We start from the raw sequence: 17605 nt of genomic DNA, 5'->3' as shown, positions 1-17605 counted from the left end.
AACGGCCGGTCGGAGCATCTGCGTGATGCTTCGACCGACCCGCTCGGCGGACCCTTGGCCGGGTTTGGCAATCTGGCGGTATGCGCAACTTCCTGATCGGCCTGGTCACCAGCGCACTGGCGCTGGCACTGACCGCTCTCGTGCTGCCCGGGGTCGCGGTCCAGCCGTACGACCAGACGACGCTCGCCACCGTGCTCAGCTACATGGTCGTGGCACTGGTCTTCGGTCTGGTCAACGGCATCATCGCGCCCTTGGTCAAGTTCGCCACGGCCTGTCTCTACGTGCTGACGTTGGGGTTGTTCGGGCTGATCGTGAACGGCCTGATGTTCCTGCTGGTCGGCTGGATCTCGATGACCTTCCTCGGCTGGGGGCTGATCGTCGACGGCTTTTGGTGGGCCGTCGCCGGTGCCCTGGTGATGTCGATCGCCAATGCGCTGATCGGCGTCTTCACCGGAGTCCTGCGCAAACAGGAGCGGTTCGACTGAACCTGCTCAGGATGCCCGGATCGCCTCGGCGACCGGAGTGCTTCCGTCATCGAAGTTGATCGTCCGACGGATCGTCGAGGGTTCCTCGACCGTGGCCGCGATCACCAGCGCCACATTGCCGCGCGACACCTCACCCGAACCCTTGTCGACGTCGATCAATCCGGTCGGATCCTCCGAGGTCAGTCGGCTCGGGCCGAGCACGGTCCACTCGAGGTCGGTCCTCCGCAGTGCCGCATCGGCATCGGCCTTCGCCTTGGCGTAGGGGTAGAACGGATCGTCCTCGGGGACGTTGTCGGTCCCGGCGCCGTAGTAGGAGACCATCACGTACCGGGAGATCCCGGCCTCACCGGCCGCCTGCATCGAACGTACCGCGGCATCATGATCGACAGCGCGGGTACGAGCCGGGCTACCGCCGCCGGCACCGGCGGAGAACACCACCACATCGGACCCGGACAAGACCTCGACCAGACCCGGGACGTCCAGGTTCTCCACATCGGCCACCACCGGTTCGGCGCCGGTGGCGGCGACCTCCTCGCGGTGATCGGGGTTGCGGATCACCGAGCGGACCCGGTGACCTGCCTCCACCAGGTGTGGGGCTGCCAACAGGGCCACCTTGCCGTGGCCACCAATGATCGTCACAGTGCTCATGTGCCCTGTAGCAAACGGTGGTGCGGGAGATATTCCCGCCTCACTGCCCGCCGGTGGCTGATCCGCTCAGTGCGCGCCGCATGTTGGCCCGCATGCGGGAAGTGAAATCAATCATGGACGGTGCGTCCGGTACGTCACGTTCGGCGGCGTGATACATGCCCGGTACGACCACCAGTTCGGTCGGTACGCCGGCTCGCCGAAGCCGCTGTGCGTACTCCAGATCCTCGTCGTGGAAGAGGTCGAGATCACCGACGCCGATCCACGTCGGTGGCAGGCCGGAAAGATCCTTGCGCCGCCTGGCGGCCGCCCACGGCCGGTCGGCGACGATCGGTTGATGACCCAGATAGCTGCTCCAGCCGTACCGATTCGATGCTGCATCCCAACCGATCCGACCGCGTTGTCCGACTTGATCACCGAAACCGGTTCGTTCGTCCAGCATCGGGTAGACCAGCGTCTGCTGGGCCACCGGCAGCTCTGCGTCGTCAGCCCGTTGGGCCAGCACCGCGGCCAGACCGCCGCCGGCGCTGTGGCCACCGATCACGATCCGTTGCCGGTCGATCCCGAGTTCGTCGGCCTGGACGTGCAGCCACTGCAATGCGGTGAAACAGTCGTTGATGGCCGCGGGATAGGGGTGTTCGGGTGCGAGCCGGTAACGATTGCAGAAGACCGGTACGCCGAGATCGGCGGCAAGTTCGGCAGCGAACGGTGCGGTGCGTTTCCGGTGAACCGACCAACAGACCGCCACCGTGGATCCACAACACCGCACCGGTCGGGGCCGCTTCCCCACCCGGCTGGGTGGGCTCCGGCGGGTCGAACCGCAGCAGATCGACCGGTGGTGCAGCGCCGGTGTCGGCCCGCAGCCGGACACAGGGAACCGCCGGCGCATTGTGTTCCTGCCGGGCCCGGATCCTCCGGGTGACTGCAAGCTCCACCGCATTGGTGATCGGCGTCGGCACCCACAAGCCCCCGTGCCGCAGCTCGGGGGCGACAGCCTGCAGCTCCCGGCGACGGCGTTCGATCGCCAGGCCGGCCAACACTGCGGTACCGATGCCGCTGATCAATGAGTTCGTACGCACCCGTCCATTCTGGCACCGGACGATACTGCGAGACCGGGAAGTGATCACCTTCGACATCAGGCAATGATCATCATCCGGCGCGCTCCCGGTAGGATCCGGTGGGGTCAGGTTCCCGATTCCCAGGAGAAGAAAAGATGATCTTCATCACCGCCAAGTTCGAGGTGAAGCCCGAGTATGCCGACGACTGGCCGGAGATCGCCCGCAGCTTCACCGAGGCGACCCAGGCCGAGCCCGGTTGCAAATGGTTCTTCTGGTCCCGCAGTGTCGACGACCCGAACATCTACGTCCTGGTCGAGGCATTCGCCGACGGCGAAGCGGGCAGTGCCCATGTGAACTCCGAGCATTTCCAGACCGCCGGCAAGGAACTGCCCAAGTACCTGCGGATCACCCCGAAGGTCATCAGCCAGACCATCGAGCAGGACGACTGGGACGAGTTGGGCGAGATGTCGGTCGACTGAGCCGACCGAAAGCCCTCGGCCCACGGCGACGGCGGGCCCCATCGCGGCAAGGAGGATCCTTCGTCGCCGGGGTGATGCCCCGTCCGCCGTGCTCTACCAGGGCCCCCGAGGTGTCCCCTGTGGGCACGGCGAGGAACAATGAGGGCATGGGACGGCTGAGCAACGACGAAGTCCACGCCGCAGGACTGAGCGATTGGCGGATCCTCGCCTCCACACTGCATGCCACCTTCGAGACCGGCGATTTCCGCACCGGCGCCGATTTCGTCGCCGGGCTGACCGAACTCGCCGAGCGCGCCGACCATCACCCCGAGGTACGTCTCAGCTACCCGCGGGTGAGTGTCCAGCTGTCCAGCCATGACATCGGCGGGCTCAGCGAGCGCGACGTGAACCTGGCCCGCGAGATCAGCGCCCTGGCCGCGGACCGGGGAATCTCCGGTGCGCCGGCCGAGCTTGCCCTGCTGGAACTGGCGTTGGACACCGCCGACCCGGCCGGGGTGGGGGCGTTCTGGTCGGCGGTGCTGACCGGCACGCCGGACAATGTCGACGGTGACGACGTGATCGACCCCAGGGAGCGCGTGCCGCTGTTGTGGTTGCAGCGGACCGATCCGCACGCCGCACCGCGGCAGCGCTTCCATCTGGATCTGTGGCTCGGTCGCGAGCAGGTGGAGGACCGGATCGTCGCCGCCCTGGCTGCCGGTGGCACCGTCGTCGACGACAGCCCGGAGACGTTCACCGTGCTGGCCGACCCCGAAGGCAACAAGGTCTGCCTCTGTGTGGCCGAGGGGCGGTGAGACCGGGGAACCGGTGAACCGCGCGCTGCGTCGAAGCGGCCCCCTGCCCGGTGCCGGCCTGCCGTCGGGCAGACTTGATGGACCGATCTGAGGAGTGAACCCCAATGGAACTCGTGGCCATACCCTTCCTGCTGGTGATCGTGGTGGTGGCGGTGATCCTGATCCGGGCCACGGCGCTGTTCACCGTGCGTACCCAGGAGAATCGCATCGTGGAGCGCTTCGGCAAGTTCGTCCGGGTCGCCCGGCCGGGGTTGAACTTCAAGGCACCGTTCATCGACTCGGTGACCCCGCCGATCTCCCTGCGGGTGCAGCAACTCGAGGTGAACATCGAGTCCAAGACCAAGGACAACGTCTTCGTCACCGTGCCGGTGGCGGTGCAGTACGTGATCCCCGAGCAGAACGTGGTCGCCGCCTACTACCGGTTGTCGGACCCGACCGCACAGATCCGGTCCTACGTCTTCGATGTGGTGCGTTCGGCCCTGTCGGGCTTGAACCTGGACGAGGCCTTCGAGTCCAAGGACGACATCGCCGGTTCGGTGGAGAAGACCCTGTCCAGCCAGATGCGGGAGTACGGCTTCGAGATCGTGAACACGCTGGTCACCGACATCTCACCCGATCAGCGGGTACGCGATTCGATGAACTCGATCAACGCCGCCCAGCGTGATCGGGTGGCTGCCCAGTCGCTGGCCGAGGCCGACAAGATCAAACGGGTCACCCAGGCCGAGGCCGAGGCCGAGGCGAAACGCCTGCAGGGTGTCGGTGTCGCGGCCCAACGGAAGGCGATCGCCGAAGGTATCGCCGAGCAGTACGAGATGCTGCGACGGGTGGGCATCGAGTCCACCGCCGAACAGTTGCTGATGATGACCCAGTACTTCGACACGATGCAGGACGTCGCCCGCAACGGGAAGACCAGCGTCCTCTACCTGCCGTCGAACCCCGGCGGTATCGGCAGTATGTTCGACGAGATCCGCAACGCCTTGTTGCAGGGCAAGGCCGCCGAGAGCGCCTTCGAGGACGAACCGGGATCACGGCCGGCGCCGCCGCCGCGACCGGCGCCCCGCCCGCAGGCTCCGCCGCCCCGACCGCAGCAGTTCCCGCAGTTGCCCCAGGAACCGGAGCCCGACAGCGGATCGCTGCCCCCGCAGGGCCGTCTGCAGCAGGCCCGGCAGCGGCTGACCGAAGGAGCCGAGAGGTGGCTGCCCGGACAGCAGTGATCGGCATCCGGGCGGGATCGATGAGGCGGGCGGAACTGGTTCCGAAGTGATGCGCCCATGACATATGCCTGACACATTTCAGTCCTAATCTCCGATCACCAGACCTCGGAGAATGGCCGAGGCGCAGGATCGTCTGAGGAGTCTGCCCGTGACGAAGATCGAGAACGAACCGGCCGGATCGCCCGCGCCGCCGAAGGCGCCGTCGTTGATCGACCGCTATTTCGGGATCAGCGCAGCGGCCTCCACGGTCCCGCGGGAGCTGCGCGCCGGTCTGACGACCTTCCTGGCGATGTCGTACATCATCTTCGTCAATCCCGATGTGCTCTCCAGCGCGATCGTGGTCGACGGGGTGGACAACATCTTCACCCAGTTGGTGATCACCACCTGTGTCGCCGCCGCCTTCGGCTCGCTGGTGATGGGCCTGGTCGCCCGCTATCCGTTCGCCCAGGCGCCCGGCATGGGGCTGAATGCCTTCTTCGCGTTCACCGTCGTGCTCGGCATGGGTTACACCTGGCAGGCCGCGCTGGCTGCGGTGTTCATCTCCGGCGTGCTGTTCGTGGTCCTCAGCGTGGTCGGTGCCCGGCGGGCGATCGTGAAGGCGCTGCCGATGTCGCTGAAGATGGCGATCACCGCCGGCATCGGTGGTTTCCTGGCGCTGATCGGGATGAAGAACGCCGGCATCGTGGTCGCCGACGAGTCCACCTTCGTCGCCCTCGGTGACATCCGCCAGGCGCCGGTCTGGTTGGCGCTCGTCGGTCTGGTGCTGACCGCAGTGCTGATGAAGCTGCGGGTCACCGGTGCCATCCTCTGGGGAATCCTCGCCACCACCGTGGTGGCGATCGTCTTCCGGCTGCCGGTCTACACCGACAACACCTCCTTCGCCGGTTTCACCGACGGCATCGTCGCCGCCCCGTTCTGGCCCGGTGACATCGCCTTCAAGATGGACTTCGGCGCACTGCTCAACCACGAGACCCTGCTGGTCGGTGCGGTCACCGTGGTGCTGACCTTCTTCGTGGTCGACTTCTTCGATGCCACGGGTACGCTCACCGGCCTCGCCCAGCGATCGGGGTACGTCGATGAGCACGGTGACATGCCGCGGGCGAAGACCCTGTTCTCGATGGACGGGCTGGCCGCGATGTTCGGCGCCATGATGGGCACCTCCACCACCACCGCCTATGTCGAGTCGGCGGCCGGTGTCGAGGAGGGCGGCCGTACCGGTCTGACCGCGATCACCACCGCCGCACTGTTCGTGGTGGCGATGTTCTTCTGGCCGTTGATCGGGGTGGTGCCCAGTGCGGCGACCGCCCCGGCGTTGATCATCGTCGGCGCGATCATGCTCGAGGGTGTCAAACACGTCGATCTGGACGACATCGGCGAGGCACTGCCGGCGTTCCTGACGATCTTCGCCATGCCGTTCACCTACTCGATCGCCAATGGCGTCTCCTTCGGCATCATCAGCTACGCCTTGATCAAGGTCCTCACCGGTCGTTGGCGTGAGGCGAGCTGGCTGCTCTACCTGCTCGCCGCGCTGTTGATCATCCGCTACGTCTGGCTGATGTAGCACCAGACTTCACCCAGATCGGTCCGAGGCCGGTCGGCCGATCCGGCCGACCGGCCTCGGCCGTTGCGCAGGCAACTCCACGGCGCGCCGATTCGTGCGTTCGCGCCCAACGGGTGGCGAGCCTTGGCATGATGGCGGGGTGAGTCCTGCGACACCTCGATCAGGTCAGAAGTCCGGCCGCCGGGCGCCTGCCACGAAGACGACGGCAGCGAAGAAGGCGGAAACCGGCGCCAAGACGAAGAAGTCCTCGCAATCCCAGTCCCGGTCCGGGCGTGGCGGATCGCAGTCCCAGCGGCAGCGATCCTCCACCAAGGCGGCACCGAGGATCGACGGATCCTTCGAGGGTTACTGGGACGTCGAGAGTTATCGCGCGGCCTATGACGAGATGTTCGACGCCGAGGGTGAGGTACGCCCGGCCTACAAAGGGGTCTACTCCGCCCTCGCCCCGGCCGATGCTGCCGACCTGGAGACCCGGGCCGATGCCCTGGGCCGCGCGTTCATCGATCAGGGCATCACCTTCTCCCTCTCCGGTGCCGAACGGCCCTTCCCGCTCGACCTCGTCCCACGGGTCATCGCGGCCGCGGAATGGTCCCGCCTGGAGCGTGGCATCACCCAGCGGGTGAAGGCGCTGGAGGCCTTCCTGGACGACATCTACAGCGAACAGAACATCGTCCGCGACGGCGTCCTGCCGCGCCGGTTGATCACCAGCTGCGCCCACTTCCACCGCGCCGCGGCCGGTATCCAGCCGCCCAACGGGGTACGCATCCACGTCGCCGGCATCGACCTGATCCGCGATGCCGAGGGCACCTTCCGGGTGTTGGAGGACAATCTGCGCAGCCCCTCGGGAGTCTCCTATGTGATGGAGAACCGGCGGACGATGGCCCGTACCTTCCCCGACCTGTTCTCCTCCCACCGGGTACGCACGGTCGGCGACTACGCCAGCCACCTGCTGCGCGCGCTGCGTGCCGCCTCGGCGACCAACGAGGCCGACCCGACGGTGGTCGTGCTCACCCCCGGGGTGTTCAACTCCGCCTATTTCGAACATTCCCTGCTGGCGCGGCAGATGGGTGTCGAACTGGTCGAGGGCCGCGACCTCTTCTGCCGGGACAACACCGTCTACATGCGGACCACTGAAGGGGAGCGACAGGTCGACGTGATCTATCGCCGGGTGGACGACGAGTTCCTCGATCCGCTGCAGTTCCGGCCGAACTCGGTGCTCGGCGTGGCCGGGCTGGTGAACGCCGCCCGGGCAGGCAATGTGGTGATCTCCTCCGCAGTCGGCAACGGCGTCGGCGACGACAAACTGGTCTACACCTACGTACCGGAGATGATCGACTACTACCTGGGCGAGAAGATGCAGTTGCCCAATGTCGACACCCTGCGCTGCTGGCTCGACGACGAGCGCGAGGAGGTGTTGGACCGGATCACGGAGTTGGTGATCAAGCCGGTCGAGGGCTCCGGCGGGTACGGGATCGTCTTCGGCCCCGACGCCACGGCGAAGGAACTGGAGACCCTGGCCCGCAAGATCAAGGCCGATCCGCGTGACTGGATTGCCCAGCCGGTGATGCAGCTGTCGACCGTACCGACCCGGATCGGCAATGATCTGGTGCCCCGGCATGTCGATCTCCGGCCGTTCGCGGTGAACGACGGTGAGGACGTCTGGGTGCTGCCCGGTGGCCTCACCCGGGTCGCCCTGCCGGAGGGGTCGCTGGTGGTGAACTCCTCCCAGGGAGGCGGTTCGAAGGACACCTGGGTGCTCGCGACGCGGGCCTCGCGGGAGGAACAGGAACTCGCCGGCGACGAAGTGGTCAGCGATCCGCCGGAACTGGCCACCGCCGAGTTCGGCCGGGATCTGACCGCCAGCCAGCAACAGCAGCAGGAACAGCAACAACAGGTACGGTCGGCGCCCGATTCTCCCTCGGAGACCCCACGGACAGCGGGCCGATCGGGCTCGGTGGCCGATTCGGTCGCCACGACCGCGAAGGGGGAGTGACCGGTGCTCGCGCGCAATGCCGAATCGCTGTACTGGATCGGTCGCTATGTGGAACGGGCCGATGACACCGCCCGGATCCTCGACGTGACCGTGCACCAGTTGCTGGAGGATCCGACCGCCAACCCCGACTTCACCTCCCGGGTGCTGCTGCGGGTGCTGGGCATCGAGCCGCCCGACGAGGAGCTCGACGTGTGGTCGCTGACCGAGCTGGTCGCCTACTCCCATGGGCAGGCCGGGTCGATCGTCGAATGCCTCGGCGCCGCCCGGGAGAACGCCCGCTCGGCCCGGGAGGTGACCTCCTCGGAGATGTGGGAATGCCTGAACACGACCTACAACGCGCTCGGTGATCGGCAGCGGCTGGCCCGTCGGCTCGGTCCGGCGCAGTTCTTCACCTATGTCGAGGAACGGGCCGCGATGTTCGCCGGATTGGCCGACTCCACCCTGTCCCGTGACGACGGCTACCGGTTCCTGCTGCTCGGGCGCTCGATCGAACGGGCCGACATGATGGTCCGGTTGCTGCTCTCGCGCGCCGGTGACCGACCGTCGTCGCCGGCCTGGGTCACCTTGTTGCGCTCGGCCGGCGCCCATGACACGTACCTGCGGACCACCCGGGGTGCACTGGATGCCTCCCGGATCGTGCAGTTCATGTTGCTGGACCGGTTGTTCCCGCGCTCGGTCTTCCATGCGTTCCGGTTGGCCGAGACCTGTCTGGACGAGTTGGACCACCGGCCCTACAGCCGGGTCGGGCAGCGGGCCGAGGCGCAGCGACTGCTCGGCCGGACCCGTAGCGAACTGGAGTTCCTGCAACCGACCGACCTGCTGGACGGTCTGCAGGAGCGGTTGCTGTCGCTGCGCGAGTCGACCCGGCAGGTGAACGAGGCGATCGCCCTGCAGTACTTCCACGCCGCTCCCTGGGTGGCCTGGAGCGATGCCGGCACCGGCGTCGAGGACATCGTTGTGGAGGGAGAGCTGTGAGCTGGCGACTGCGGGTGGTGCACACCACCGGCTTCGAGTACGGACAACCGGTCCATTCGTCGTTCAACGAGGCGCGGTTGACCCCGCGCAGCGACTCGCGGCAGAACGTGGTGCTGAACCGGGTGGAGACCACCCCATCGACCCGTGCGTACCGTTACACCGACTACTGGGGCAGCGCCGTCACCGCCTTCGACCTGCACGCACCGCACACCTCGCTGGAGGTCGTCGGGTCCTCGATCGTGGAGACCGAGCCGACCCGGGGACCGATCGAGGGCAGCTGGTCCGACATCGACAATGACGAGGTCGGCGACCGGTTCAACGAGTTGCTGGTGCCGACCAAGTACGTCCCGGTGAACCGGCAGCTGGCGACCGCCGCCCGGAAGATCCGGCGGGAGACCGATTCCCCGGCCGACACGGTGGTGGCGATCTCCGAATGGGTGCATGAGCAGATGAGCTACGTACCCGGAGCCACCGCGGTGCACACCTCGGCGGTGGAGGCCTTCGCCGAACGCAAGGGCGTCTGCCAGGACTACGCCCACCTGACACTGCTGATGTTGCGGTCGATCGGTGTGCCCAGCCGGTACGTGTCGGGTTATCTGCATCCGCGGCCCAATGCCGACATCGGCGATGCGGTCCTCGGTGAGTCCCATGCGTGGGTGGAGGCCTGGACCGGGGAGTGGTGGTCGATCGACCCGACCAACAACAACCTGGTGAACGAGCGGCATGTGACGGTCGGGGTCGGCCGCGACTACTCCGACGTACCGCCGCTGAAGGGGATCTTCACCGGTTCCCGCTCGACCGATCTGGCAGTCACCGTGGAGGTCACCCGGCTGGCCTGAGGTGTCTGTTCGCTGAGCGGTTGCACAGCCGATCCGTAGCCCCTTGCCAGCCGACTCGGCGTATCCTCATCGCCGTGCCGTCAGCCGAAGCCCGATCCACGTCGGTTCCGTGGGCCGTGGTCTGCGGCCTGGGCGCTCTGCTGGTGCTGATCGTGCCGGTGTCGGTCACGGCGTTGTTGATGGCGGCCGGTTGGCAAGGCTGCCTGCTGGACTGCACCGAGGCCTCGAATGTCCTGCCGGGACTGTTCTGGGGATCGCTGGGCTTGTTGCTGTTCCTGGTCGCGACCGGCGTCGTCTGGGTGCTGGTCGGCTACCACCGGTTCCCGCGACGGCTGACGATCACTGCCGTGGTGATGCTGCTGGTCGGGTTGATCGTGTTCGTCCTGATCTGACAGGCCCAAGGATGCCGGGTTGTCAGTGACGACCGGGCGCCGAGGGCGGGCCGGTTCTCAGCGACGACGATTGTCAAGACCGACGGGTGTCAGGACCGACGGGTGTCAGGACCGACGGGTGTCAGGATCGACGGGTGTCAGGGACGTCGGCGCAGCAGCAGAGTGCCGGCCGTCAGGGCAGCCAAGGCCCCGGCCCCGATGACGGCCAGGGCGGGCGCGCCGGTCTCGGCCATGGAACCGCTGAAGGGCTTCCGGTCCGGTACCGGTTCCGGGCTGGGGGTCGTGGGGGCGGTGCTGCGCACCGGGGTGGGCGTCGCCGACGGTTCCGGGCTGGTGCTGCTCGAGGTCGGCGGGCTACTCGTGGTGGGCGGGCTGCTCGGTGGGCTCGTCGGGGTCGACGGGCTGGTCGATGGCGGCACGGACCCGGAGCTGCTCGGTGATCCGCTGGGGCTGGTCGTCGGTTCGGTCGGCGCGATGCCGTTGATCGACTCCGAGGAGGCGCCGAGGGAGGCCGCGGCGAAGGCGATCACCCCGGTGTTGATGTCGATCGCCTCCAGGCTCACATTCGCCAGGTCGTCACCGGCGGTGTGGTAGTTCGGGTCCGGGAACTCACCGGCCACGCCGCCGAACTTCTCGTACTCCTCGTCGGTCTTCGGGGCCTCCCGGCCGCCGGTGTAGAGACCACCGATCGGGATGCCGGCGTCATGGAACGGGTTGTAATCGGTGCAGCACATCTCCGAGGGCTGCCAGGGCTGCTCGATGCTGTCGAAGTAGTCGGTCTGCAGGTCCATCGCCGCCGCCGACCCCTCGGTCAAAGGAGCACCGTTGTAGCTGTCGGCCTTTCCGTCCTCCACGCCGATCAGGTAGTTCGGGGAGCCGATCATGTCGTAGTTGTAGTAGACGATCAGGGATTCCAGCTCGGCATCGGTGAGTGAGTCGACATAGGCCGCCGAGCCCTCGAGGCCGGTCTCCTCGGCACCCCAGAAGGTGAAGCGGACCTGGTTGTTCAGCGGCTCGGTGGCGATCAGCTCGGTCGCCACCTGCAGCAGGGCTGCCGTACCGCTGGCGTTGTCGTTCATCCCGGCCCCCTCGGGCACGCTGTCGTAGTGCGCACCGAAGACGGCGACGTTGTCGTCGCGACCGGTTGGGGTGGAGGCGATGATGTTTTCGGACTCACTGCCGGATTCGGTGGTGAACTCCTGCACCTCGACGGCGTAACCGGCCTCGGTCAGGACCTGGACGATGTAGTCCGCGCTGGCGACGCCCCCCGGGCTGCCATCGGCGCGATTGCCCTCGTTCTCATCGGCGATCTGCTGGAAGGTCTCCAGATGGTCGGAGATCGCCTCCCGATCGACCGCTGCCGCGAACTCGTACGGATCGACCGGCGCAGCCGAGGCATCCGGCCCGAACGCCACTCCGGAGGTGAGGACGACTGCGGTGGCTGCGGACACGACGGCAGCCCGGCAGCCGTGCTGCCAGGTGGTTGTCGCCGAGGAAGTCATGCAGGGGGTCTTTTCTCACGTGGTTGTTGAACGAAGCGTAGGCATTCCGCGCCCCAGGTGCCAGCCGAACCTCGAAACTCGGGGATCGAATCGTGTGGGCCGCTGCCCACCACCCGGCGCCAGTTCTGAATGACGGGCTGGATGTGGACCCTGTTCGTGACGACTCGTGTTCGTGACGACTCGTGTTCGTGACGACCCATCAGCGGCGTTCGTGGCGCTCGTCGGCAGCCGCGCAGCTCACCTGCCATCCGACAGTCGGTTCCACTGTGTCCCGGGGGTGCACCGTAACAGTGGCGCCAGATCGTGAAATGGGTGAATCTGACGCCGCTTTCTGTGTCTGGAGCCACTCCAGCGGTTTCCCGCAGGGCCCGATTGGCGGGACGGCACGCGTCCTGCGGGGCAGTAGGTCGCCTATTCTGACCCGGCAGGGAGGGGCCATGGGTGGACATGGAGCAGTGTTGGCGGCCGGCCGACGTCACTCAGTCGCCATACGGCCGGACGGCACAGTCTTGGCCGTCGGTGACAACCGAGCTGGTGAATGCGAAGTCGGCCATTGGGGAGACGTCGTTGCTGTCGCGGCGGGCAATGTCCATACCGCAGCCAATACCGGGAAGTCGCACACCGTCGGGCTCCGCGCCGATGGCACGGTGCTGGCGACGGGTTGGGGTGACGATCGTCAGTGCGACGTCCACGAATGGCGAGACGTCATCTCGGTGGCGGCGGGCTGGCGCCGCACGCTGGGGCTCACCGCCAACGGCACCGTGCTCGCGACTGGCCGCACAGCCGACGGGGCGTGTGAGGTACGAGCCTGGCGAGAAATCGTGGCGGTCACTTGCGGTGACTGGCATTCGGTCGGTGTCCGCGCGGACGGATCGGCCATCGCGGCAGGGAACAACGAACGGGGGCAATGCGCCGTCGAGAACTGGCGAGATCTCACTGCCAGCTCCGCCGGGTATCTGCACACCGTGGGCCTGCGTCGCGATGGACGGGTCGTCGCAGTCGGGTCAGGCGCGGCTGGCGCCTGCGACATCGAGTCCTGGGAGGACATCGTGGCGGTGGATGCCGGGAGCCATCACACCGTGGGTATCAATGCGCTCGGCCGGGTTGTCGCCGTGGGGGACAACAGTCACGGGCAGTGCGATGTCGGGAGCTGGCAACGGATCGTCGCCGTGGCTGCCGGTTCGACCCATACTCTCGGTCTCAGGGCCGATGGGACTGTGATCAGCACAGGGAACAGCGCCGATGGCAGGCGCGATGTCGGGAGCTGGTCCGGCCCCGGCTGCGCGAACTGACCGGGCACCGGCCCGTACCTCGATTTCGAGACCGTCCACCTGATCGGAGCTACCGGGCTGAGGCGCGGTCGCGCGGCGGGAGATCCTCGTCGTCAGACCGGAAGGTGCAGATGCTTCAGGGCCTCGCGACGCGACAGCGGACTCAGCTCCACCTGGTCGGTCAGGGCCCGCACCCAGTCGGGATCGGTACGGGCGAAGTCGCGCAGCGCCCAACCGATCGCCTTGCGGATGAAGAAGTCGGGATCGGTGCGATTCGATTCGATCACCGAGTGCAACAGCACCCGGTCCATGCGCTGTTTCGCACCCAACTGACTGATGATCGCGGATCGCCGCAGCCAGCGGTCGTCGTCACCGGCCCAGTCGTACATCAGCGGAGTCAGCTCGTCACGATGGGTGAGCAGCACCTTTGCGACATGGCTCGCGGTGGCATCGACCAGATCCCACCACGCACCGGTGGTGATCATCTCCCGGCTCAGCGGGATCGTCGCCGGTGAGGTTCGTATCGGTGGGAGGTCGAGCACGGTGATCGCGGCATAGCGATCCTCCCGGAACTGCGCACCGCGCCACAGCAGGGTCGCGATCGGCAACAGATCATCGCTGGACACCTTTCCGGGACCGGCAGGGATCGCGGACCGGGGAGCCAGCGCATCCCGGACGATCCGGCGCACCGCAGGCATCCGTACCCCACGAAAGGGCATCGCCGATTTCATGTAGGCCTGCTGGCCTGCGGCGATCCCCGGGTCGGCTGCGGCGTCGAGCAGCCGGCGGAGGTGTTCGGCGCGAGTGGGTGCGTCCATGGCGGGATTCTGCCGCAGCACCACCGGGAACGATCCGTGTGCGTCGACCAGGGTGGACCGGTGGCAGCCGGGCTGGCGCAGATCCGGATCCCACGATGTGGACCATGTTGGTGGCGCTGCCGGATCGGTCGCTGAGCCTGCCACGGCGGCCTGAGACGCGGGCCGGTGGGCGTCAGGAGCCGGAAGATCACGGTCTTCTCCGAACTTCCCGGCCAGGCGGGGACTCGAAGCAGCTGTAGGCAAACCACGAAAGGAATGCACATCATGAACGCTCCCAAGCTCCGCACCCTGGCCCTGGCCACCGCTGTCCCGGCCGCTCTGGCCGCAGGCGCCCTGGCCGCCACCCCGGCCAGCGCCGGTCCCGTCGAGAGCGAGGACTACTACTCGGTCGAGCTGACCGGTGCCATCGTCTACAGCGAACAGGACACCTACACGATCTACAACGTCCCGGCGAAGGTCTGTGTGACCGCGGAGAACCCGACCTCGGTCAACGGGTGGTCGCAGATCAGCATCCAGCCGTGGGGTGTGGTGATCGAGGAGAACGACGACAAGACCACACATGCCTGGGACGGCATCGAGGCCGGCCCGGACGAGGCTTCCGGAGACTTCCCCGAGCGTGGCAGCTACCGGGTCGGCGAGTGCGCCGAGGGCAACCTGCCGATCCGGGTCAATCACGGGAGCACGATCGCCGACAACGAGGTCGTCTGGGACTCCGGGCTCGGCCAGGTCGAGACCTTCTCCCTCGACGATGCGATCCAGGCCCACTGATCGGTTCGGTTCGCTGGGCGAACAGGGGCTGACCGAAAACTGCACGAGGGTCCGGGTGATCGACACCCGGGCCCTCGCGTCTGTCCTCAGCTGTCGGCGCACTCCCGGTCGTGGTGATGATCAACCGGTCCTCCGTCAACCGATCCATGATCAACTTGGTGCTGATCGGCCGAGGTCGGTGCGCGCGGGTCGTCGCGGGGTGGCAGGTGCACCCCGGCCAGCATGCACCGCACCGAACCACCGGCCAGTTCGATCGTCGGCACCGACAGGGCGACGATCTCGGCCGATTTCTCGATCACCCGTCGCTGATCGGCGGTCAGGGCGGCCAGGGCTGTCGTGGACATGGCCAGGATGCGATGGCTGCCGGCACTCAGCTCCAGGGCGTTACCGGCGAACTGCTGCAACTGCTCGATGGAGAGCTCGACGATCTCTCGTCGACCGTCGGCGGACAGTCCGAGGGCGACCTCGGTACGGCGGGCCGGGTCGGCGATCGCATCCAGCCCGATCAGCGCGAACTCGGTGCCGATCGCCATCATCACGTTCGTGTGGTAGATCGGCACGCCGGCGCCGTCCAGGGCGTCGAAGATCACCGGACGGTAGCCGAAGTCGGTGCAGAACCGTTCCAGCAGGTACGGGTCGGCGCGATGCGAGCGGGCGGTGTAGGCGGTCCGGAACTCATGATCGAGAACCATCGCGCCGGTGCTCTCGAGGAAGACCTCCTCGGCCTGCAGGGGCGAGTAGTCGGTGACCCGGCCGACGCGATAGTGGGTACGGAGGAACTCCAGCACGTCGGACCGGTGCTCGCTGCGACGATTCGGCGCATACATCGGGAAAAGCCCGACCTGGCCATCGGCGTGGGTCGACAACCAGTTGTTGCAGAAGACGCTGTCGGGGCGTCCGTGATCATGGTCGTCGAACAGATGGACCTCGACCCCGGCTCCACGCAGGCGTTCGGCAGCGGCGGTCACCTCGGCGAAGGCGGTCGCGGCGACAGCGCGCGGTGAGCGGTCGGTGGGGGACTGGAAAGCATTGTCGGCACGGGTCTGCGGATTGGGTCGGAAGTGATGGGGGCGGATCATGATCACCGCCCCCGGTGCCTGACGCTGCATCACTCAGCCGACCGGGGAGAACGCGCCGACCAGACCGTACAGATCCTTCGGATCCTCAGGTGCGGCGATCAGATCGATCTCGTCGGCGAGGTCGGTACCGGTGACATCGTCGCGCAGGTAGCGCAGCGCGGAGAAGTCCTCGACGGCGAAACCGACCGAGTCGAAGAGGGTGATCTGCTCTTCGCTGTCGCGGCCCGGAACCGCACCGGTCAGGACCTGCCAGAGCTCGGTGACACCGAAGTCGGGGCTCTTGTGCTGGATCTCACCCTCGATGAAGGTCTGCGGCGGATATTCGACGAAGACCTTCACCTCCGACCGGTCGAGGATCAGCGGATCGAGTTCGGTCTTGCCCGGGCAGTCCCCGCCGATCGCGTTCAGGTGCATCCCGGGAACGACATCGGCATTGTGCAGGACCGTGGCCAGTGCCTTGTCGGCCGTACAGGTGGTGACGATGTCGGCGCCACGGGTCGCCTCGGCGGCCGATCCGCAGACGGTGATCGTGAATCCCAGGGGTTCGAGGTTGCGAACCAGTTTCGCGGTCGCGTCAGGGTCGACGTCGAAGACCCGGAGGGTGTCGATGCCCAGCGCGTCCCGCATCGCCAGGGCCTGGAACTCCGACTGCGAACCGGCGCCGACCATCGCCATCACCTGCGAGTCCGGGCGAGCCAGGGCCTTCGCGGCCACAGCGGAGGTGGCGGCGGTGCGTAGCGCGGTCAACAGGGTCATCTCGGTCAGGAAGGTGGGGTAACCGTTGTGCACATCGGCCAGCACCCCGAAGGCGGTGACGGTCTGGAAGCCGCGAGCCGGGTTGGCGGGGTGGCCGTTGACGTACTTGAAGCCGTAGGTCTCCCCGTCGCTGGTCGGCATCAGCTCGATCACGCCGAAGGGGGTGTGGCTGGCGACCCGCGGGGTCTTGTCGAAGTGCTCCCAGCGCGTGAAATCAGACCGGATGTACTCGGCCATGCCGCCGATGATGTTCGCGACACCGCGGTCGCTGATCCAACGGACCATATTGGGTACGTCGACGAAGGTGGTCATGGTCGCTCCTCGCAGCTCGGGATCTCGCAGGGTACGCCGGGGGCGGCAACCTCGCCGGCCGACGGTCCTTCAAGGCTAGATTTGGTCGATGTGCAAGGGCAACCGCAAGAGTGATCGACTTATCGCAGGATTCTGCACAGATCGATAGCTCTTGTTGGTCAATCTGTGAAGTAGAGTGCGGCCATGGCTCTGGATGATCTGGATCGTCGGTTGCTCTCGGCGCTGCGGGAGGATGGTCGGGCCAGCACTGCTGCACTGTCCCGCCAGCTCGGGGTCTCCCGGGCCACGGTCGGTGCCCGGATCGCCCGGTTGGTCGAGGAGGGGACGATCATCGGCTTCACCGCGCGGGTACGCGGGGAGGCCGACCCGTTGACCATCCACGCGGTCTCGCTGATCGAGGTCGAGGGACGCAGCATCGATGCGGTGATCCGGCGGTTGCGGGGCTTCTCCGAGATCACCTCCCTGCACAGCACCAACGGCAGTTGGGATCTGGTGGCCGAACTGCGGACCGCCAATCTGGGTGACTTCGACCGGTTGCTCGGTCAGATCCGGTCGATCGACGGCGTGATCAACAGCGAGACCAGTCTCTTGCTGTCCAGCGTCCTGCGCTGAGCTGCCTCGATCGGCCGCGATGGGTCGAAGCCGGTCGTTCTCGGCGTGTTGCCGT

The 17605-nt window shown here is 66.9% G+C and carries 18 protein-coding genes; 12 read left to right on the top strand and 6 right to left on the bottom strand.

Annotation, left to right across the window (positions count from 1 at the left end; translation table 11 throughout):
- Positions 1-80 precede the first annotated feature (80 nt).
- Complete coding sequence (locus CLV29_RS11345; protein WP_133755219.1) at positions 81-485, top strand: phage holin family protein; 405 nt, start codon at positions 81-83, stop codon at positions 483-485.
- Between the two features lie 6 nt (positions 486-491).
- On the opposite strand, the gene CLV29_RS11340 is transcribed toward CLV29_RS11345, so the two are convergent.
- Entirely contained in the window at positions 492-1133 is a 642-nt protein-coding gene (locus CLV29_RS11340) for an NAD(P)H-binding protein (RefSeq protein WP_133755218.1), read from the bottom strand.
- 40 nt (positions 1134-1173) lie between these two features.
- Complete coding sequence (locus CLV29_RS16505; RefSeq protein ID WP_208292928.1) at positions 1174-1878, bottom strand: alpha/beta hydrolase; 705 nt, start codon at positions 1876-1878, stop codon at positions 1174-1176.
- 465 nt (positions 1879-2343) lie between these two features.
- Here CLV29_RS16505 and CLV29_RS11330 point away from each other — a divergent pair, with 465 nt between their 5' ends.
- From CLV29_RS11330 to CLV29_RS11295, 8 genes are all read left to right on the top strand, one after another.
- A complete protein-coding gene (locus CLV29_RS11330; RefSeq protein WP_133755217.1) occupies positions 2344-2667 on the top strand; it encodes a putative quinol monooxygenase in 324 nt (107 codons plus the stop codon).
- A gap of 146 nt (positions 2668-2813) precedes the next feature.
- Positions 2814-3458, top strand: coding sequence for a 4a-hydroxytetrahydrobiopterin dehydratase (locus CLV29_RS11325; RefSeq protein WP_133755216.1), 645 nt, complete (start codon positions 2814-2816; stop codon positions 3456-3458).
- 104 nt (positions 3459-3562) lie between these two features.
- The gene (locus CLV29_RS11320) at positions 3563-4672 is read left to right on the top strand and encodes an SPFH domain-containing protein (RefSeq protein WP_133755215.1); all 1110 of its coding nucleotides are present in this window, start codon (positions 3563-3565) and stop codon (positions 4670-4672) included.
- 148 nt (positions 4673-4820) lie between these two features.
- Entirely contained in the window at positions 4821-6233 is a 1413-nt protein-coding gene (locus tag CLV29_RS11315) for an NCS2 family permease (protein WP_243831901.1), read from the top strand.
- Positions 6234-6372: 139 nt separating this feature from the next.
- On the top strand, positions 6373-8226 hold the full coding sequence (locus CLV29_RS11310) for a circularly permuted type 2 ATP-grasp protein (protein ID WP_243831900.1): 1854 nt from the start codon (positions 6373-6375) through the stop codon (positions 8224-8226).
- Between the two features lie 3 nt (positions 8227-8229).
- The gene (locus CLV29_RS11305; protein WP_133755213.1) at positions 8230-9201 is read left to right on the top strand and encodes an alpha-E domain-containing protein; all 972 of its coding nucleotides are present in this window, start codon (positions 8230-8232) and stop codon (positions 9199-9201) included.
- Positions 9198-10040 carry a transglutaminase family protein gene (locus tag CLV29_RS11300; protein WP_133755212.1) on the top strand — a complete coding sequence of 281 codons (843 nt, stop codon included), beginning with the start codon at positions 9198-9200 and terminating at the stop codon, positions 10038-10040. Before CLV29_RS11305 ends, CLV29_RS11300 begins: the two co-directional genes overlap by 4 nt.
- A 74-nt stretch (positions 10041-10114) precedes the next feature.
- Entirely contained in the window at positions 10115-10432 is a 318-nt protein-coding gene (locus tag CLV29_RS11295; protein WP_133755211.1) for a hypothetical protein, read from the top strand.
- A gap of 137 nt (positions 10433-10569) precedes the next feature.
- On the opposite strand, the gene CLV29_RS11290 is transcribed toward CLV29_RS11295, so the two are convergent.
- Entirely contained in the window at positions 10570-11883 is a 1314-nt protein-coding gene (locus CLV29_RS11290) for a M20/M25/M40 family metallo-hydrolase (protein ID WP_133755210.1), read from the bottom strand.
- Positions 11884-12242: 359 nt separating this feature from the next.
- Here CLV29_RS11290 and CLV29_RS11285 point away from each other — a divergent pair, with 359 nt between their 5' ends.
- Positions 12243-13226, top strand: a complete 984-nt coding sequence (locus tag CLV29_RS11285; RefSeq protein WP_424991534.1) for an RCC1 domain-containing protein — start codon at positions 12243-12245, stop codon at positions 13224-13226.
- A gap of 92 nt (positions 13227-13318) precedes the next feature.
- On the opposite strand, the gene CLV29_RS11280 is transcribed toward CLV29_RS11285, so the two are convergent.
- Positions 13319-14023 (bottom strand): DNA alkylation repair protein, encoded by a 705-nt coding sequence (locus tag CLV29_RS11280; protein WP_133755208.1) that lies wholly within the window; start codon positions 14021-14023, stop codon positions 13319-13321.
- Positions 14024-14287: 264 nt separating this feature from the next.
- Here CLV29_RS11280 and CLV29_RS11275 point away from each other — a divergent pair, with 264 nt between their 5' ends.
- Positions 14288-14791 (top strand): hypothetical protein, encoded by a 504-nt coding sequence (locus tag CLV29_RS11275; RefSeq protein WP_133755207.1) that lies wholly within the window; start codon positions 14288-14290, stop codon positions 14789-14791.
- Positions 14792-14877: 86 nt separating this feature from the next.
- Here the strand turns inward: CLV29_RS11275 and ctlX are convergent, their stop codons facing one another.
- Both ctlX and CLV29_RS11265 read right to left on the bottom strand, forming a co-directional pair.
- Positions 14878-15900 carry a citrulline utilization hydrolase CtlX gene (ctlX, locus tag CLV29_RS11270; RefSeq protein ID WP_208292927.1) on the bottom strand — a complete coding sequence of 341 codons (1023 nt, stop codon included), beginning with the start codon at positions 15898-15900 and terminating at the stop codon, positions 14878-14880.
- Between the two features lie 3 nt (positions 15901-15903).
- On the bottom strand, positions 15904-16938 hold the full coding sequence (locus CLV29_RS11265) for an ornithine cyclodeaminase (RefSeq protein WP_133755205.1): 1035 nt from the start codon (positions 16936-16938) through the stop codon (positions 15904-15906).
- Positions 16939-17121: 183 nt separating this feature from the next.
- Between CLV29_RS11265 and CLV29_RS11260 the strand changes: the two genes are divergently transcribed.
- Positions 17122-17550 (top strand): Lrp/AsnC family transcriptional regulator, encoded by a 429-nt coding sequence (locus CLV29_RS11260; protein WP_133755204.1) that lies wholly within the window; start codon positions 17122-17124, stop codon positions 17548-17550.
- Positions 17551-17605: the final 55 nt, after the last annotated feature.

Source organism: Naumannella halotolerans (assembly GCF_004364645.1).
Taxonomy (GTDB): domain Bacteria; phylum Actinomycetota; class Actinomycetes; order Propionibacteriales; family Propionibacteriaceae; genus Naumannella; species Naumannella halotolerans.
This window is presented reverse-complemented; position numbering and strand designations above follow the sequence as displayed.